A 15,397-nucleotide genomic window follows, 5' to 3' on the forward strand; every position below is an offset into this window, starting at 1 on the left:
ACGTAGAGATCAAGGTGGACTTGATTTCGCCGATTGCGCTTGAGGAGCAGGTTCGTTTTGCGATCCGCGAGGGCGGCCGCACGGTCGGCGCCGGTATGGTCACCAAGGTGACCGCGTAGAGATTCCAGGCCGGTTTCTAACGATCTTTGAATCGGTAGGAACCGGCCTTCTCATATAGATACGCTCACTCCTTTTTGACTTTGCCGGTCGAGTAATCCCCGGCAGGTCAACTGCGAGATCGCAATGCATCTCTTCGCTTGGGCGTTCATCGGATTCATTGGTCTGGCCTTCCTGATTGCCGGCCGGTCACCGTTCCCGGTCTTCTTCGGTCGGAGCGGAGGGAAGTCCTGGCCGGATCCTGCATCATTGTGGTTGAGGTTGGTGGGGTTCTGTTTCACGGTTGCTGCCGCGTTGCCGGTCATTATGGCCGATCGGATCGGTCACGCGATTTGGATCAGCGTCCAACTGATCTCTGCAGGAATCGTCATTCTGCTCATCGGTATGCTGCGCGGAGCCTCACGCCGCGCTTCTTAAGTCACTTCGCATCAAGGTTCAAAGGGCAATGCCCGGTCAGACCATACGCATCAAATTGAAGGCTTACGATCACACGCTGATCGACAAGTCCACCGAAAAGATCATCCGCACGGCGCGGGCAACCGGAGCCGCTATTTCGGGCCCGGTGCCACTGCCGACTCGTAAGCGCGTCTATACGCTCCTGCGCAGCCCGCACGTCGACAAGAAGTCGCGCGAGCAGTTCGAGACGCGCATCCACAAGCGGTTGATCGGTATCCTGAACTCCTCGCCCCGCACCGTTGATGCGCTTATGCGCCTCGAACTGCCCGGCGGCGTCGACATCGAGATCAAGACATGATTGGATTACCCGGAAAAAAGCGAGGGATGACCGCCCTCTTCGATAAAGGTCGTTACACCCCGGTGACGGTGATCGAAATCGGTCCCTGCCCGGTAGTTCAGGTAAAAACGCCCGAGCGCGACGGCTACTCTTCGCTCCAGGTCGGATTCGGCACCCGCAAAGCATCACACACTCCCCGATCACTTGTCGGGCAAGCCGCGAAAGCCGGGCTACCGCCGCAATCCCATCTGCAGGAACTGCGCGACTTCCCCGGTGAACATAAGCCTGGCGATGTGATCAAGGCACAGGATATCTTTCAGGTAGGCGATACGGTCGATGTGATTGGCACATCGAAGGGACGGGGGTTCGCCGGAGTCATCAAACGGCATCACTTCGGGCGTCCTAACCAATCCCATGGGACGCACGAGACCTTTCGCGGCCCCGGTTCTATCGGGTCGCACTCCTATCCGGCGCGCACCTGGCCCGGTCAAAAGATGGCCGGTCGCTTGGGCGGTAGCCGGGTGACCGTCAAGCATTTGAAGGTGATTCAGATCGACGCCGAGCGCGGGCTGTTGTTGGTCAAAGGAGCCGTGCCGGGCGCACCGGGCGGACTCGTGACTGTGCGCAAGTCGGCGAACCGGTAGTTGTTGGTAACGAAGACTATGGCAGAAATTACATCACAGACATCCGACGCCCCGCTTCGCCTGCCGGTGCGCCGCATCGACGGCTCGCAGACCGGTGAGACGGTCGAACTGAATCCGGCGCTCTTCGGCGTCGAGGAAAACGAGCACGTCGTCTATCTGGCAGTCAAGGCAGAACTTGCCAACAAGCGGCAGGGAACGCATGCCACCAAGACGCGAGGCCTTGTTTCCGGTGGCGGCAAGAAGCCGTGGAAGCAAAAGGGACGCGGCGCGGCGCGAGCCGGTTCGACGCGTTCGCCCGTCTGGTCGGGCGGAGGGACCACTTTCGGACCGCAGCCGCATTACTACCTCCAGCGCATACCGGCCAGGATGCGTCGTCTGGCGCGAAAGGTAGCGCTTTCATCCAAGGCTCGCGGGGGGCTGATAGACCTTGTCGAGGACTTCGACTTCGACGCCCCCAAGACCCAGCGCATTGCCGGAATACTTGCCGCTTTCGGAGCCGCCGACACATCGGCCCTCATCATGGTCGCCGGACACCGTCCGCATGTGGCGTTGTCAACGCGGAATATCCCGCGAGTCGAAGTGCGCGAGGCGCTCGGCGCATCGACCTACGACATCGTCCGGGCGAAGCGGATATTGATCAGCAAGTCGGCGCTCGACGCTCTCGTGGGAGGACTTTCCGGTGAGTAATCTCTTGACCGTCATTCGCAAGCCGCTGGTCACCGAAAAGGCACACAAGATCCAGGAGTCGCTGAACAAGTATCTCTTCGAAGTTGCGCCGGCGGCGGGCAAAATCGAGATCAAACGTGCTGTGGAAAGCCGGTTCAAGGTAAAAGTTGCCTCGGTACGGACGCTGAACGTTCCTGGCAAGGTAAAGCGGCTCGGTCGGTTCACCGGCCGCCGCCCGGACTGGAAGAAGGCGATCGTCACTCTGGCAAAGGGCGAAAAGATAGAGTTGTTTGAAGGGGCGTAGCAGATGCCAACTCTCACAATCACTTCTGATAAGCCGATGGTCGTGATACCGGTGGACGAGTATGAAGACCCGGTCGATAGGGCCGAGATATATTCGGATAAGAGTCTGCTTGATAGTATCGAAAAAGCCCGAAGAGAATTCGCCGAAGGCGAGACTAAGAACTAACAATACCTGAAGGAGATCGGTGAGGATTGAATTATCCGGCGAGGCGGAGAAGCAATTGTTTGTGGTGTCTGGTGTCTTCACCTGACGCATGCCGCCGGGTGAGGACACCCGACGGCACGATGAAAGATTGGATTGTTTATAGTGTCAGGTGTCTTCACCTGACAGACGCCGCCGGGTGGGGACACCCGTCGGCACGATGAAAGACTGGATTCCCGTCTTCACGGGCCGGAACGGGGCAAGCCCGATAGGGCGCAGCCAATGACAAGGTATCTATGCCTGTAAAACAACATAAACCCTACACCCACGCGTCGCGGTTCACGACGACGCTCGACCGCTCGGACCTGACCAGGAAGCCCGCCGAAAAACGGCTCCTGGCGGTCTCAAATTCCAAAGGCGGTCGCAACAACCTCGGCCGTAAGACCGTCTGGTCCCGCGGCGGCGGACATAAGCGGCAACTGCGGCTGGTCGATTTCAAGCGTGACAAATCCGGCATCCCGGCTACCGTCAAAGCGATCGAATACGACCCAAACCGCACCGCCAACATCGCCCTGCTCTTCTATGCCGATGGCGAAAAGCGCTACATCATAGCACCCCTCGGCTTGAAGATCGGCGACCGGATCGCCTCCGGCAGCGGGCTCGAGATTCAACCTGGCAACGCGATGCCACTGGCCGAAGTGCCGCTCGGGACGTTTGTGCATAATATCGAACTGCGTCCCGGCAAGGGTGGACAGGTCGCCCGTGGCGCCGGCGCCGGAGCCCAGATGATGGCCAAGGACGGCGACTATGTGCTCCTCCGCATGCCTTCCGGTGAAGTGCGCAAGTTCCGCTTCGACTGCATGGCCACCGTCGGGCAGGTCGGCAACCTTGACCGCGAGCAGGTCTCGCTCGGCAAAGCCGGGCGCGCGAGGTGGCTCGGGCAGCGTCCCCATACCCGCGGCGTCGCCAAGAACCCCGTCGATCACCCTATGGGCGGCGGCGAAGGCAAAGCCTCCGGCGGTCGGCATCCCTGCACCCCCTGGGGCAAGCCTACCAAAGGCTACAAGACGCGCAAGCCGAAGTCGTCCGACCGGCTGATTGTCGAGCGCAGGAAGAAGGGCTAAGACATTTTAGATTTTGGATTTGTAATTTTGGAGTGGCGGTGTCGTGCTGCTTCAATCCGAAATCCGAAATCCAAAATCCAAACTTAAGACTATGGCACGATCTCTAAAGAAAGGCCCCTACATCGACCAGAAACTTCACGCGAAGGTCGAGGACCTAAACAAGGCGGGGCAAAAAAAGGTGGTCAAGACTTGGGCGCGACGCTCGATGATCCCGCCTAACTTCGTAGGGCACACGCTCGCCGTCCACAACGGCAAGAAGTTCCTGCCCGTCTTCATCACCGAAAATATGGTGGGGCATAAGTTGGGCGAGTTCTCACCGACTCGCACCTTCCGCGCTCACGGCGGCAAGAAAACCGACAAGGCGACCAAAGTCAAGTAATGGCAGACGAAACCGCAGTTACTCCCCGGCCGCTCGAAGGCCGCGCTCACGCCAAGTGGGTCCGGATGACCGCCCGTAAGGTGCGCCTGGTCGCCAATCTGGTGCGGGGCCGCAGCGTCAGTGATGCAGTCAGCATCCTGCAGTATTCGCTCCGGCGCGCCTCGACTCCGGTCGAAAAGGCGGTCCGCTCGGCGATGGCCAATCTGCACCAGTCGGATGCCGGAGCCAAACTCGACCCGTCCGAGGTGATAGTCCAGACGATCTTCGTCAACGAGGGCCCGGTCGGTCGAAGGTTCATGCCCCGCGCCCACGGCCGCGCTTACCGGGTGATGAAGAAGACCGCACACCTGACCGTCGTCGTCGCTCCGGGCAAGGCTATGCAGAGCGCTGTGCTTGGCACTTCGACTAAGCGGAAGGCTGCCCGCAAGAGCGCGAAGCCTGCAGTCAAGCCTGCTGCAGCCAAGGAGCAATCCAAGCCCCCGGAACCGGAAGCCGCCGCGGCTCCGGCTGAAGAGCAAGCCTAATTCACGCACGCACCAACAGGACTTAAGTGGGACAGAAGACCAATCCCGTCGGCCTTAGGCTCGGCATCAACAAGACCTGGGGCTCGATCTGGTTCGACGAGCGAAAGTTCGCCGACAAACTGGCGGAAGACACCTTCTTACGCAACTACCTCACCAAGCGGCTGCAGAACGCCGGCATCGCCCGCATCGATATCGAGCGGAGCCTCAAACTGCTGACCATCAACATCCACACCGCTCGCCCCGGAGTGGTGATCGGTCGCAAAGGCGCCGATGTCGATAAGTTGCGCGATGAGATGAAGAAACTGACCGGCAAGGACGTTCAAGTCAACATCCTCGAAATCAAGCGGCCCGAACTCGAGGCGGCTCTTGTCGGCGAGTCAATTGCCAAGCAACTGGAAGGTCGCGCCTCGTTCCGCCGGGCGATGAAGCGGGCGCTTCAGTCGAGCCGCCGCATGGGAGCCGAAGGCGTCAAGATCGTATGCAGCGGCCGGCTCGGCGGAGCCGAGATGTCCCGCACCGAAAGTTACAAGGAAGGCCGCATCCCGCTCCATACCTTGCGCGCCGACATCGACTATGCCCTTAAGGTTAGTTACACCAACGTCGGCACCGTCGGAGTCAAAGTCTGGATCTGCAAGGGAGAAATCCTCGGCAAACGCGCCGAGCGGGAGTAAAGGGATACGAAGGCAGAGTCAGAATTGCACTGACAGAAGTTAGGGGTTGAAAGGAAGGGGTTCCGGCCTTCTCCGGGACGACGCCCGCAAGAATAACATCAACTATGCTCGCACCTAAGAAAGTAAAGTTTCGCCGGGTTCACCGCGGCAACCGACGGGGCCTCGCCTATCGCGGCTCGGACGTTACATTCGGGGAGTTCGGCTTGAAGGCAATGGAGCCGGCCTGGATCACATCCCGACAGATCGAAGCCGCCCGTATTGCCATCACCCGCCACGTCAAGCGCGGCGGCAAAGTCTTCATACGCATCTTCCCCGACAAGCCGATCACCAAGAAGCCGGCTGAAACCCGAATGGGGAAGGGCAAAGGCGCGCCTGAATACTGGGTAGCCGTCGTCAAGCCGGGCCGCATTCTCTTCGAATTGGAAGGTGTGACCGAGGAACTGGCGCGCCAGGCGATGCGATTGGCAGCCAATAAACTGCCCATCCCGTGCCGGTTCGTGAGTCGAGGGGAGGTTGCTTAAACGATGCGTATCAAAGAAATCCGTGATCTGACCGCCGGCGACCTTGCGGCGAAGATCGCCGAGAAGCGGGAAGAACTGGCGAATCTGAAGTTCCAGCATTCTCTCAAACAGCTGAACAATTCTGCCCAGGTCCGTCTCGTCCGCCGCGAATTGGCGAAGATGTTGACCATTCAAAAAGAAGAGACCGGCGGCATTCGTATCGCTCGCGAAGCCAGAGCTGAAGCGAGGCGGAGTTCATAATGGAACGACCCAAGATCCATAAGAAGGTGCAGCAGGGCATCGTCACCTCGGACAAGATGCAAAAAACAATCGCTGTCAAGGTCGAGCGCCGCCTGCCGCACCCCGTTTACGGCAAATATTACACTCGCTCGAAGAAGTTCCTGGCGCACGACCCGGAAGGGACGGCTCACGAGGGTGATAAGGTCCGAATCATTGAGTGCCGGCCACTCTCGGCGCGCAAGCGGTGGCGCCTCCTCGAAGTGGTGGAAAGGAAGGCGTAACTACCCGTGATCCAGGAATATACGGTCATGACCGTCGCCGATAACACCGGAGCCCGCAAAGCGCGCTGCTTCCGGGTCCTCGGCGGCACCCGGCGGAAGTATGCCTCGGTCGGCGACGTCATCGTCGTCTCGATTCGGAGCGCGACGCCTAACTCGAAGATTAAGAAGGGCTCGGTCTCGAAAGCGGTCGTCGTTCGCGTCAAGAAGGAAGTCCGCCGCCGCGACGGCTCCTACATTCGGTTCGATGAGAACGCCTGCGTCCTCCTCGACGACAAACTCGAGATGATCGGCAACCGCATCTTCGGGCCGGTCGCCCGCGAACTACGCGACAAGCGGTATATGAAGATCGTCTCGCTCGCGCCGGAGGTACTCTAACATGCCAATCAGTTCCTTGAGGTAGGCAGATGCTTAAGGAGTATTCCCCCTTTACTCCCGGCATACCGGTTCCAATAGAGTTCTTCACAGGTCGAACAGCAGAACTTGAACACATTCTCGGGTCGGTGAATCGCTGCATTGCAAGGAAGAACATCGAGAGAATCTTTGTTCTTGGGGAGAGAGGCATTGGCAAGAGTTCTCTTTGCTCCATGGCACGAATTATTGCCGAGAATCAGAAGGAGGTTTTAGGTGTTCATGTATATCTTGGCGGAACTTCGACTTTGGAGGAAATGGCAAGGAAGATCTTTGATCAACTGCTAAAGGATAGCATAGGAAAGACCTGGTTCTCAAAGATAAAGAACTTCCTTGGGTCTCATGTTCGAGAAGTTGGAGCATTTGGAGTAAGTCTTGAGTTCAACCCTAGCCCTGAGGAACTTGCGCATGCTGTTTCAAGTTTCATACCCGCACTATGTAATCTCTACAACGAGATTCAATCCGATCGTAAAGGTATTCTGATTATCCTTGATGATCTAAACGGTCTGGCAGGAAACGAGCAGTTTGCACAATGGCTTAAGAGCATTATTGATGAACTGGCAACGAGTTCTAATCTACCCATAACGATTATTCTTGTTGGGTTGCCTGAACGTAGACTGCAATTGCTTAAGGGGCAACCATCACTCGATCGCGTCTTCGATCCAGTTAACATTGATAAATTTAACCGCATTGAATCCGATGAGTTCTTTGTCAGGTCTTTTCAAAAGATTGATGTGCGAGTAGAGCAAGAAGCTTTGCAGCTTATGTATAGTTTTGCCGAAGGGTACCCAGCATTTATGCACGAAATTGGAGATGCGGTTCATTCTGTCGACGACGACAACATCATTAGTGAATGGGATGCTTGGATGGGAGTATATAGAGCTGCAGATCGAATCGGAGGGAAATACATCGAACCTACTGTTATGGAAGCACTCCGAAGTGAAACCTATAAATCTATTCTTGAAAGAATTTCGTCTGAAGAAGTGTCCTATCCTTTCCTTAGAAAGGACATCAGCAGAATTCTTCATCCTAGAGAATTGAAGGTATTCGACAATTTTCTTAATCGAATGGTCGAACTGGGTGCGATGAAGAAACGAGCAGGTGGAAGTCTGGGACGCTATGAATTCACGAGAGAATTATATCGACTTTACTTACGAATTAGATATAGAAAAGGATTATCTCATCTTACTGTGAGACCAAGAGAAGTCTAATGCCTGTTTTCAAACGCATTGAGAAGATCAAGGGCAACCGGCTACACGTTCGCAAGGGCGATACGGTGCTGGTCCTCTCCGGCAACGACGCCGGCAAGCGTGGGAAGGTCCTAAAGGTCTTTCCCGAGCGTAATAAGGTCGTGGTCGAAGGCGTCGCCTTTATGAAACGGCACTCCAAGCCGAATCCCAAGGCGCCGCAAGGCGGCATCATAGAACGCGAACATCCCATTCACGCTTCAAAGGTGATGGTGATCGATCCTAAGACAAACCAGCCAACCCGCATCGGCTACAAGGAACTGACCGTCGAAGGCCGGACCGTCCGGGTCCGGTTCTCCAAGAAATCGGGCGAGACTCTGGCAGGGTAATTGGGCACGATCCACTCGAGGTGGATCGGCTTCTATGCTAATCAACAATGGCAGACAAAGAACAGAAACCGAAGGCTCCCAAGGCCGAAGGCGGGGAGTCCAAAGCAAAGAGCAAGGGTAAGGAGACTGCGACCAAAGGCGACAGCGGCCGTGCCGCCGCACAGGCCGGTAAGGTCGCCGCAGCCCCTAAGGGCTACATCCCGCGCCTGAAGACGCTCTACAGGAAGCAGGTCGCGCCCGACCTCATCAAGCGCTTCCAGTTCGCCAATCCCATGCTGGCGCCGCGTCTGGAGAAGATCGTCCTTAACGTCGGAGTGGGACAGTTGCATGCCGACCAGAGATACTCCGAGTCGCTGCAGGAAGAACTACGCTTGATCGCCGGACAGAAGCCGGTATTAACCCGGGCGCGCAAGTCGATCTCAAACTTCAAACTGCGCGAAGGGATGGTCGTCGGCTGTCGGGTAACGCTCCGAGGTGACCGGATGTTCGAATTTCTCGACCGGCTCATCTCGACTGCGATCCCCCGTATCCGTGACTTTCGCGGCCTTTCGGACCGGTCGTTCGACGGGCGCGGAAACTATACCTTCGGCTTGAAAGAGCAGATCATCTTCCACGAGATCGACTACGACAAGGTGGTGAAGATCCACGGGATGGACATCACCATATCGACCACCGCCCGGACGGATGAGGAAGCGCTGGAGTTGCTGAAGGGCTTCGGCTTCCCATTCCGTCGCCGGGGAGAAGCAGCATAAGGGAAAGTCAGGGCGGTGGCGAAGGCTGCTGGCTGATGTCATTGTCTGTCTCCCGCGCCCGACCTTGCAACAGAGTATCGGATTATTTTCGCAATCGAATGGCCAAGAAATCAATGATCGCCAAGCAGCGGCGGACCCCCAAGTTCGCCGTGCGCTACTACAATCGCTGCCGGCGTTGCGGTCGTCCGCGCGCATATATGCGCAAGTTCGGCCTCTGCCGCATTTGCTTCCGCGAACTGGCGCTCTCGGGGATGATACCCGGCGTCACCAAGGCCTCATGGTAGGAAGGAAGCAACTATGACGATGACCGATCCTATCGCCGACTTCCTGACTCGCATCCGCAATGCCACTATGGCGCGGCACGCGATGGTCGATATCCCTGAATCGACGCTGAAGCGCGAACTCGCTCGCGCGCTCTTGCGAGAACGATACATCAACAAGATCGTCCGCATCCGCGACGGCAAGCAGGGCATCCTGCGCATCTACCTCAAGTATTCACCTGAGGGCAAGTGCGCCATCGATGGCCTCGAGCGCGTTTCACGCCCCGGGCGGCGGGTCTATTATGGCGTCAAGGAGATACCCCGGGTGTTGAACGGACTCGGCACTATGATCTTGACCACGCCGCGCGGAGTGCTAAGCGATCGCCAGGCCCGCAGCGAAGGCGTCGGCGGCGAACCGCTCTGCATTGTGTGGTAAACGGACGAATTCAGAACTCAGGATTTTTCATTAACTTATGTCACGTATCGGACGTCAACCGATCTCCCTTCCCGCCGGTGTCTCGCTCACCATTGATGGTCGAGCCGTCACCGTCAAGGGCAAGTTGGGAACGCTCTCGCGGGATCTTCCCGAGGGCATCGAACTGACCCTCAAAGGGAGTATTGCTTCAGTGCAGCGCAGCGATGAGAGCCGCAGCCAGCGCGCGCTACATGGCCTGACCAGATCGCTCATAGCCAACATGGTTAAGGGCGTCAGCGAAGGCTTCAAAAAGGATCTCGAAGTTGTCGGTGTCGGCTACCGTGCTGAACAGCGCGGTCAGGCGCTCCAACTCGCAGTCGGTTTTTCGCACCGGGTGTTGCTCTTTCCCCCGCCCGGAATCGCCATCAGCGTCGGCGCCGGCAACACCATCGCCGTAAGCGGCATCGACAAGGAACTGGTCGGCGAGGTCGCGGCCAAGATTCGCGCCGTTCGCCCGCCCGAGCCTTACAAGGGCAAGGGCATCAAGTATGCAGGTGAAATCATCCGGAAGAAGGCCGGCAAGTCAGCCGGCAAGTAATCCGGCATAAGACCGGATCGCGCGGCATAAACCGCATACGATCCGGCGTTAATCCAGGGACCATTATGACCGATCTGAGCGCCCGACTGAAGCGCCTGCGCGAGCAACTTGCAAGGCGCCGGATGCACATCCGTAAAACCGTCTCCGGAAGTGCCGACCGGCCCCGGCTGGTCGTCTTCCGCAGCAATGAGCACATCTACGCCCAATTGATCGACGACAACGCTGGAACGACCATCACCGGGTGTTCGTCGCTCAGTCCGGCACTAAAAGAGGCGATCGGAACTGCCAGGGGCCGGATTACCGTCAGCAAGATTGTTGGTATGAAGCTCGCCGAACTCGCCAGGGCGAAGGGTATCGAAAAGGTTGCCTTCGACCGCAACGGTCGGAAGTATCACGGCCGGGTAAAAGCCCTTGCCGATGGCGCCCGCGAAGGCGGGCTGCAATTTTAGAAATCGCCTCCGCTTACCCCGCAATTATGCTCGAGTAGCGGGGATCGTTCGATAGTATCCACTTGTGAGACCATAGTCTTGGAACACGCAAATACGGCAGACAGCGCCTTTGTCGAGAAGGTGATCAGCATCAATCGGGTGGCGAAGGTTGTCAAAGGAGGTCGCAACTTCAGTTTCAACGCGCTGGTAGTCGTCGGCGACGGTCAGGGCCGGGTCGGGTTTGGGCTCGGCAAAGCTCGCGAAGTCGTCGATGCCATCGCCAAGGGAACCGAAGTTGCCAAGCGCGCGATGAAGCGCTATCCCCTCACCGGAACGACCCTGCCGCACGGAGTCCTGGGCCGGTTCGGAGCCGGCATGGTGCAGTTGAAGCCCGCCTCGCCGGGAACCGGCATTATCGCCGGCGGAGCCGCTCGCGCAGTGCTCGAATGCCTCGGAGTGCGAGATGTCCTCTGCAAGTCGCTCGGCTCCTCCAACGCCGTCAATGTCCTGCGCGCCACCTTCGACGGCCTCGAGCACCTCTACGATGCCGCTTCGATGGCTCGCAAACGAGGAATTGGTGTAAGGGACTTGCTCGGTCTTCCGGCGCGCGAGGTGGTCAATGTCTAAGGAACTTAAGATCACACAGATACGCAGCGCGATAGGGCGTCCTGAGCATCAAAAGCGAGTTATTCGTGCGCTCGGCTTCCGACGGCTCCATCAGTCCCGGGTAGTTGCCGATACGCCATCCCTTAGGGGAATGCTCGATCAGGTGGTGCATTTGGTCCGGATCGAAGAATTGCATTCTGCCCCGGCGCCGAAGAAGCGCGGCCGGAGCACAAAGAGTCAGGAGAGTTCGACGAATGCCTAAGGAAGCACTGCATCTTGGCAATTTGAAGCCGGCACCCGGCTCCGTCAAGGGCGACAAGCGGATCGGGCGGGGACGAGGTTCGGGACACGGCGACCGCGCCACCAAGGGCAATAAAGGCGCCCAGTCACGATCCGGCTACAAGCGTCGGGCTCGCTTTGAGGGCGGTCAAATGCCGCTCCAGCGACGCCTGCCCAAGCGCGGCTTCAATGTCCCGGACCGAACGGAATACCGCGAAGTGAAGTTGGGTGACCTCGCCCGCGTCGGCGGGACCGAGATCACTCCCGAGTCGCTGCGCAAAGCCGGACTTGTCAACGGACGCGGGCCGGTGGTTGTGCTGGGCAGCGTCGGTGCCGAGGCACCCCGATCGCTCGCCGTATCATTGCACCGGATCACCGCTTCTGCAAGGGCGGCCATCGAGGGCGCAGGCGGCAGCGTTACGATCCTGCCGCTCGAGGCCGAAGACAGGCGCGTAAAGAAAGGCCCGGCCAAGCCGCGAAATGCCAGGCCGGCAGCCTGAACCGGCTGGCCTGACAGGTTCAGTTATTGGGCGGAAAGTAAATAGATTGGTCAATGACCCGGGACGCCGACCGGCATCCTAACATCTGAGTCGATGTTACAGAAATTTCAGAACATCTTTAAGATCCCCGAACTTAAGCGGCGGATTCTATTCACCTTGCTCGTCTTCGTCGTCTATAGACTCGGCGGGCACGTGCCGGTTCCGGGCATCAACGCCCACGCCCTGGGCGAGTTCTTGCGCCAGTCGCAAGATACGCTCTTCGGCCTCTATGACATGTTCGCCGGCGGCAATTTCGGTCGCGCCACCGTCTTTGCCCTCGGTATTATGCCCTACATCAGCGCCTCGATCATCCTGCAGTTGATGGGAACGGTGATCCCGGCCCTGCAGAAGATTCAGCAGGAAGGCGAAGAGGGACGCAAGAAGATCAACCAATGGACGCGCTACCTGACCGTCGGCATCGCCGCGGCTCAGGCTGTCGGGACGAGCATCTTTCTGGCGCAAATTCCGGTAACCCAAAGCGGTATGCCGGTAGTGCCCGATCCAGGGCTGGGGTTCATCCTGATGACGATGATCACCCTCACCACCGGGACGGTGTTCATAATGTGGCTCGGCGAGCAAATCACCGAGCGCGGCATCGGCAACGGTATCAGTTTGATTATCTTTATCGGGATCATCGACCGGATACCCTATGCCTTCCTTGACGAATTCCAGTTGATGCAGCAGGGGCTGCGGTCGGTCTTCACCGAAGCGGTCTTGCTCGGGTTGATGTTTGCAACGATCGTCGGCGTCGTCGGTCTGACGCAGGGCATGCGCAAGATCAACGTCCAGTATGCCCGACGGGTCGTTGGCAGGAAGGTCTTCGGCGGGCAGTCCACTCACATTCCGCTGCGAGTCAACACCGCCGGGGTGATGCCGATCATTTTCGCCCAGACCATCATGTTCGTGCCGCAGACGGTCGCTACTTTTCTTCCCGAAGGCATATTCCGCGACTGGCTAACCCACGCCTTCGTGCGGGAATCGTTCGTCTATATGTTCATATATATGCTCCTGATCGTCTTCTTCACCTATTTCTACACGGCGGTGGCGTTCAACCCTGTCGATGTAGCCAATAATTTGAAGAAACAGGGCGGACTTATTCCATCGGTAAAACCTGGCAAGCGGACCGCTGAATTCCTCGATGGCATTCTGACCAAGATCACGCTTCCCGGAGCCATTGCGCTCGGCATCATCGCCATCTTCCCCTCGATCGTGACGATGAATGTGAATGTTTCCTACAACTTTGCCCAATTCTATGGGGGGACCGGGCTGCTGATCGTGGTGGGTGTAGCGCTCGACACATTGCAACAGATAGAAGCGCACCTTTTGATGCGGCACTACGAAGGTCTTATGAAGTCAGGTAGGATTCAAGGCCGGCGGAGAATGTGACCCAGACGCCCCATAACAAAGGGGAGGGAAATGGGCGGGAAAACCTGGTCGTCGTCCTACTCGGTGCGCCGGGCGCTGGCAAGGGGACTCAGGGTGAACTGTTGGCGCGACTCTTCGGGCTTGACCGGCTCTCAACAGGGGATCTCTTGCGCCGCGAGATTGCATCCAGCAGCGATCTTGGGCGGCTGGCGCATTCTTATATGAGCGAAGGCAGCCTGGTGCCGGATGATGTGATACTCAGCGTAATGAAGCATTATTTCGCCCGACATCCCGACTCCGGCGTTTTGCTCGACGGTTTCCCGCGGACGGTGGCTCAGGCTGAGGGTCTCGAGCATTTGATCGACGGACGGCTGATGAAAGTTGTCTCGATCGATGTGCCGGAGAGAATGGTCATCCAGCGTCTCTCGCTGCGACGGGTCTGCCGGAGTTGCGGGAGGCTCTACAACCCGGCAACGACGGCGATGCCGGTGGACCTTAGGTGTGACTGCGGCGGTGTTCTCTACCAGCGCGACGACGACCGCCTGGAGACGATAACCCGCAGGCTGCAGGTCTATCATCACCAGACGGAGCCTTTAATCGAGTTTTACAACCGTCGCGGCAGTCTGGTAAAGGTCGATGGATCAGGATCGCCCGACGAAGTCTTTGCCCAGATTCAGGCGCAGTTCGCTTGATTCGCGTCAAAAGTCCCCGGGAGATTGAAAAGATGCGGCGCGCCGGAGCAGCGCTCGCCGGAGTCTTTACAGAAGCGATGGAATGGATGCAGCCGGGCGCTATCACCCGCGATATCGACCGGCTGGTGGAACAGGCTATCCTGCGTCGGGGCGGTAGGCCGGCCTTCAAGGGCTATCGCGGCGGAAACAGCCATCCGTTCCCGACTGCGACCTGCATTTCCATTGAAGAAGAGGTCGTGCATGGCATACCGTCGCATCGGAGACTGGTGGGGGGAAGCCTGGTCGGACTCGATGCCGGGCTCGAATTGGACGGGTGGTTCGCCGATATGGCCGCATCGTTCCTGATCGAGCCGGGGGATGCTCGCCGTCGACCCTTGCAGGAGGTTACACTCGAAGCGCTTTACCGCGGTATCGATGCCGCCCGGGTTGGCAATCGGCTCTCCGATATCGGAAGGACGATTGAGGATTGGGTGGTAGGACATGGCTTCAAGGTGATCCGCGATTTGGTTGGGCATGGAATCGGATCGCAACTGCACGAAGAACCGGCAGTAGCGAACTATTATACTCGCAGCGGCGATGTGAAACTAACTGCAGGGATGACACTGGCTATCGAACCGATGGTGTCGGCGGGCGACTGGCGCATCCGCTTCCTGAGAGACGAATGGACAGCCGTCACGGCCGACGGCGCACCAGCATGCCACTTTGAGCATACCGTCCTGATTACATCGGGCGAGCCGGAAATCCTGACTTTGCTCGAAGACGGCACCGACCCATGGCAGACCGGAGTTTTCGCCGAACTCGGGGTTGCCTTTGCCTAAAGAGGACGCTATCCGGATCGACGGGACCGTCGTCGAGACGCTCCCGAACGCTACATTTCACGTGCAACTCGAAAAGGGCCATATCGTCCTGGCACACATTTCGGGCCGGATGCGAATGAATTACATCAAGATTCTACCCGGCGACAAGGTTACGGTTGAACTCTCGCCCTATGATCTCGGGCGGGGACGTATCATATACCGCTACAAATAAGCAATACCAATGAAAGTTCGAGCCTCAGTCCGGCGCCTCTGTGCCAATTGTAAGATCGTCAAGCGCCAGGGTGTGGTGCGGGTGATCTGCAAGAATCCGAAGCATAAGCAGAGGCAGGGTTAAACT

Annotated in this window: 29 protein-coding genes; all 29 read left to right on the forward strand. The window is 58.0% G+C overall.

Going from position 1 to position 15,397, the window contains the following annotated elements; all coding sequences use genetic code 11:
• Positions 1 to 119: hypothetical protein (locus tag FJY67_04010; GenBank protein ID MBM3328625.1), on the forward strand; the 119-nt coding region annotated here is incomplete at its 5' end.
• Between the two features lie 124 nt (positions 120 to 243).
• Complete coding sequence (locus FJY67_04015) at positions 244 to 534, forward strand: hypothetical protein (GenBank protein MBM3328626.1); 291 nt, start codon at positions 244 to 246, stop codon at positions 532 to 534.
• 28 nt (positions 535 to 562) lie between these two features.
• Positions 563 to 871, forward strand: coding sequence for a 30S ribosomal protein S10 (rpsJ, locus tag FJY67_04020; protein MBM3328627.1), 309 nt, complete (start codon positions 563 to 565; stop codon positions 869 to 871).
• On the forward strand, positions 868 to 1,494 hold the full coding sequence (locus FJY67_04025; GenBank protein ID MBM3328628.1) for a 50S ribosomal protein L3: 627 nt from the start codon (positions 868 to 870) through the stop codon (positions 1,492 to 1,494). Before rpsJ ends, FJY67_04025 begins: the two co-directional genes overlap by 4 nt.
• Before the next feature lie 18 nt (positions 1,495 to 1,512).
• Positions 1,513 to 2,181, forward strand: coding sequence for a 50S ribosomal protein L4 (gene rplD, locus FJY67_04030; GenBank protein ID MBM3328629.1), 669 nt, complete (start codon positions 1,513 to 1,515; stop codon positions 2,179 to 2,181).
• A complete protein-coding gene (locus FJY67_04035) occupies positions 2,174 to 2,464 on the forward strand; it encodes a 50S ribosomal protein L23 (GenBank protein MBM3328630.1) in 291 nt (96 codons plus the stop codon). The genes rplD and FJY67_04035 overlap by 8 nt, the downstream gene beginning before the upstream one ends.
• A gap of 437 nt (positions 2,465 to 2,901) precedes the next feature.
• The gene (gene rplB, locus FJY67_04040) at positions 2,902 to 3,729 is read left to right on the forward strand and encodes a 50S ribosomal protein L2 (protein MBM3328631.1); all 828 of its coding nucleotides are present in this window, start codon (positions 2,902 to 2,904) and stop codon (positions 3,727 to 3,729) included.
• A 91-nt stretch (positions 3,730 to 3,820) separates the two neighbouring features.
• Positions 3,821 to 4,108, forward strand: a complete 288-nt coding sequence (rpsS, locus tag FJY67_04045; GenBank protein ID MBM3328632.1) for a 30S ribosomal protein S19 — start codon at positions 3,821 to 3,823, stop codon at positions 4,106 to 4,108.
• Entirely contained in the window at positions 4,108 to 4,632 is a 525-nt protein-coding gene (locus tag FJY67_04050; protein MBM3328633.1) for a 50S ribosomal protein L22, read from the forward strand. The genes rpsS and FJY67_04050 overlap by 1 nt, the downstream gene beginning before the upstream one ends.
• Positions 4,633 to 4,658: 26 nt before the next feature.
• Entirely contained in the window at positions 4,659 to 5,303 is a 645-nt protein-coding gene (gene rpsC, locus FJY67_04055) for a 30S ribosomal protein S3 (GenBank protein ID MBM3328634.1), read from the forward strand.
• 104 nt (positions 5,304 to 5,407) lie between these two features.
• The gene (rplP, locus tag FJY67_04060) at positions 5,408 to 5,824 is read left to right on the forward strand and encodes a 50S ribosomal protein L16 (GenBank protein MBM3328635.1); all 417 of its coding nucleotides are present in this window, start codon (positions 5,408 to 5,410) and stop codon (positions 5,822 to 5,824) included.
• 3 nt (positions 5,825 to 5,827) lie between these two features.
• Entirely contained in the window at positions 5,828 to 6,064 is a 237-nt protein-coding gene (locus FJY67_04065) for a 50S ribosomal protein L29 (GenBank protein MBM3328636.1), read from the forward strand.
• Positions 6,065 to 6,078: 14 nt separating this feature from the next.
• Entirely contained in the window at positions 6,079 to 6,324 is a 246-nt protein-coding gene (rpsQ, locus tag FJY67_04070) for a 30S ribosomal protein S17 (GenBank protein ID MBM3328637.1), read from the forward strand.
• A gap of 6 nt (positions 6,325 to 6,330) precedes the next feature.
• Positions 6,331 to 6,699 carry a 50S ribosomal protein L14 gene (rplN, locus tag FJY67_04075; protein ID MBM3328638.1) on the forward strand — a complete coding sequence of 123 codons (369 nt, stop codon included), beginning with the start codon at positions 6,331 to 6,333 and terminating at the stop codon, positions 6,697 to 6,699.
• Positions 6,700 to 6,728: 29 nt separating this feature from the next.
• Positions 6,729 to 7,943, forward strand: coding sequence for an ATP-binding protein (locus FJY67_04080; protein MBM3328639.1), 1,215 nt, complete (start codon positions 6,729 to 6,731; stop codon positions 7,941 to 7,943).
• Positions 7,943 to 8,308, forward strand: a complete 366-nt coding sequence (locus tag FJY67_04085; GenBank protein MBM3328640.1) for a 50S ribosomal protein L24 — start codon at positions 7,943 to 7,945, stop codon at positions 8,306 to 8,308. Before FJY67_04080 ends, FJY67_04085 begins: the two co-directional genes overlap by 1 nt.
• A gap of 47 nt (positions 8,309 to 8,355) precedes the next feature.
• The gene (rplE, locus tag FJY67_04090) at positions 8,356 to 9,060 is read left to right on the forward strand and encodes a 50S ribosomal protein L5 (protein ID MBM3328641.1); all 705 of its coding nucleotides are present in this window, start codon (positions 8,356 to 8,358) and stop codon (positions 9,058 to 9,060) included.
• Positions 9,061 to 9,158: 98 nt separating this feature from the next.
• A complete protein-coding gene (locus FJY67_04095; GenBank protein ID MBM3328642.1) occupies positions 9,159 to 9,344 on the forward strand; it encodes a type Z 30S ribosomal protein S14 in 186 nt (61 codons plus the stop codon).
• A gap of 13 nt (positions 9,345 to 9,357) precedes the next feature.
• Complete coding sequence (rpsH, locus tag FJY67_04100; protein ID MBM3328643.1) at positions 9,358 to 9,756, forward strand: 30S ribosomal protein S8; 399 nt, start codon at positions 9,358 to 9,360, stop codon at positions 9,754 to 9,756.
• Between the two features lie 37 nt (positions 9,757 to 9,793).
• Positions 9,794 to 10,333, forward strand: a complete 540-nt coding sequence (locus FJY67_04105) for a 50S ribosomal protein L6 (GenBank protein MBM3328644.1) — start codon at positions 9,794 to 9,796, stop codon at positions 10,331 to 10,333.
• Between the two features lie 65 nt (positions 10,334 to 10,398).
• Entirely contained in the window at positions 10,399 to 10,782 is a 384-nt protein-coding gene (locus FJY67_04110; protein ID MBM3328645.1) for a 50S ribosomal protein L18, read from the forward strand.
• Between the two features lie 78 nt (positions 10,783 to 10,860).
• Positions 10,861 to 11,388, forward strand: coding sequence for a 30S ribosomal protein S5 (locus FJY67_04115; GenBank protein MBM3328646.1), 528 nt, complete (start codon positions 10,861 to 10,863; stop codon positions 11,386 to 11,388).
• A complete protein-coding gene (gene rpmD / locus FJY67_04120; protein MBM3328647.1) occupies positions 11,381 to 11,629 on the forward strand; it encodes a 50S ribosomal protein L30 in 249 nt (82 codons plus the stop codon). The genes FJY67_04115 and rpmD overlap by 8 nt, the downstream gene beginning before the upstream one ends.
• A gap of 7 nt (positions 11,630 to 11,636) precedes the next feature.
• Positions 11,637 to 12,146 carry a 50S ribosomal protein L15 gene (locus FJY67_04125; GenBank protein ID MBM3328648.1) on the forward strand — a complete coding sequence of 170 codons (510 nt, stop codon included), beginning with the start codon at positions 11,637 to 11,639 and terminating at the stop codon, positions 12,144 to 12,146.
• A gap of 93 nt (positions 12,147 to 12,239) precedes the next feature.
• Positions 12,240 to 13,571 carry a preprotein translocase subunit SecY gene (secY, locus tag FJY67_04130; protein ID MBM3328649.1) on the forward strand — a complete coding sequence of 444 codons (1,332 nt, stop codon included), beginning with the start codon at positions 12,240 to 12,242 and terminating at the stop codon, positions 13,569 to 13,571.
• Positions 13,568 to 14,242: an adenylate kinase gene (locus FJY67_04135; GenBank protein MBM3328650.1), complete on the forward strand. Its 675-nt coding sequence runs from the start codon at positions 13,568 to 13,570 to the stop codon at positions 14,240 to 14,242. Before secY ends, FJY67_04135 begins: the two co-directional genes overlap by 4 nt.
• The gene (map, locus tag FJY67_04140; GenBank protein MBM3328651.1) at positions 14,239 to 15,060 is read left to right on the forward strand and encodes a type I methionyl aminopeptidase; all 822 of its coding nucleotides are present in this window, start codon (positions 14,239 to 14,241) and stop codon (positions 15,058 to 15,060) included. The genes FJY67_04135 and map overlap by 4 nt, the downstream gene beginning before the upstream one ends.
• Complete coding sequence (gene infA, locus FJY67_04145; GenBank protein ID MBM3328652.1) at positions 15,053 to 15,271, forward strand: translation initiation factor IF-1; 219 nt, start codon at positions 15,053 to 15,055, stop codon at positions 15,269 to 15,271. The genes map and infA overlap by 8 nt, the downstream gene beginning before the upstream one ends.
• Positions 15,272 to 15,280: 9 nt before the next feature.
• Positions 15,281 to 15,394: a 50S ribosomal protein L36 gene (rpmJ, locus tag FJY67_04150; protein ID MBM3328653.1), complete on the forward strand. Its 114-nt coding sequence runs from the start codon at positions 15,281 to 15,283 to the stop codon at positions 15,392 to 15,394.
• The last annotated feature ends 3 nt before the right edge of the window (positions 15,395 to 15,397 follow it).

The organism is Calditrichota bacterium, from assembly GCA_016867835.1.
Classification (GTDB): domain Bacteria; phylum Electryoneota; class AABM5-125-24; order Hatepunaeales; family Hatepunaeaceae; genus VGIQ01.

Coding starts and splice junctions, on each gene's coding strand:
- FJY67_04015 (MBM3328626.1), top strand. CDS start 244: ATGCATCTCTTCGCTTGGGCGTTCATCGGATTCATTGGTCTGGCCTTC.
- rpsJ (MBM3328627.1), top strand. CDS start 563: ATGCCCGGTCAGACCATACGCATCAAATTGAAGGCTTACGATCACACG.
- FJY67_04025 (MBM3328628.1), top strand. CDS start 868: ATGATTGGATTACCCGGAAAAAAGCGAGGGATGACCGCCCTCTTCGAT.
- rplD (MBM3328629.1), top strand. CDS start 1,513: ATGGCAGAAATTACATCACAGACATCCGACGCCCCGCTTCGCCTGCCG.
- rplB (MBM3328631.1), top strand. CDS start 2,902: ATGCCTGTAAAACAACATAAACCCTACACCCACGCGTCGCGGTTCACG.
- rpsS (MBM3328632.1), top strand. CDS start 3,821: ATGGCACGATCTCTAAAGAAAGGCCCCTACATCGACCAGAAACTTCAC.
- FJY67_04050 (MBM3328633.1), top strand. CDS start 4,108: ATGGCAGACGAAACCGCAGTTACTCCCCGGCCGCTCGAAGGCCGCGCT.
- rplP (MBM3328635.1), top strand. CDS start 5,408: ATGCTCGCACCTAAGAAAGTAAAGTTTCGCCGGGTTCACCGCGGCAAC.
- FJY67_04065 (MBM3328636.1), top strand. CDS start 5,828: ATGCGTATCAAAGAAATCCGTGATCTGACCGCCGGCGACCTTGCGGCG.
- FJY67_04080 (MBM3328639.1), top strand. CDS start 6,729: ATGCTTAAGGAGTATTCCCCCTTTACTCCCGGCATACCGGTTCCAATA.
- FJY67_04085 (MBM3328640.1), top strand. CDS start 7,943: ATGCCTGTTTTCAAACGCATTGAGAAGATCAAGGGCAACCGGCTACAC.
- rplE (MBM3328641.1), top strand. CDS start 8,356: ATGGCAGACAAAGAACAGAAACCGAAGGCTCCCAAGGCCGAAGGCGGG.
- FJY67_04095 (MBM3328642.1), top strand. CDS start 9,159: ATGGCCAAGAAATCAATGATCGCCAAGCAGCGGCGGACCCCCAAGTTC.
- rpsH (MBM3328643.1), top strand. CDS start 9,358: ATGACGATGACCGATCCTATCGCCGACTTCCTGACTCGCATCCGCAAT.
- FJY67_04105 (MBM3328644.1), top strand. CDS start 9,794: ATGTCACGTATCGGACGTCAACCGATCTCCCTTCCCGCCGGTGTCTCG.
- FJY67_04110 (MBM3328645.1), top strand. CDS start 10,399: ATGACCGATCTGAGCGCCCGACTGAAGCGCCTGCGCGAGCAACTTGCA.
- rpmD (MBM3328647.1), top strand. CDS start 11,381: ATGTCTAAGGAACTTAAGATCACACAGATACGCAGCGCGATAGGGCGT.
- secY (MBM3328649.1), top strand. CDS start 12,240: ATGTTACAGAAATTTCAGAACATCTTTAAGATCCCCGAACTTAAGCGG.
- rpmJ (MBM3328653.1), top strand. CDS start 15,281: ATGAAAGTTCGAGCCTCAGTCCGGCGCCTCTGTGCCAATTGTAAGATC.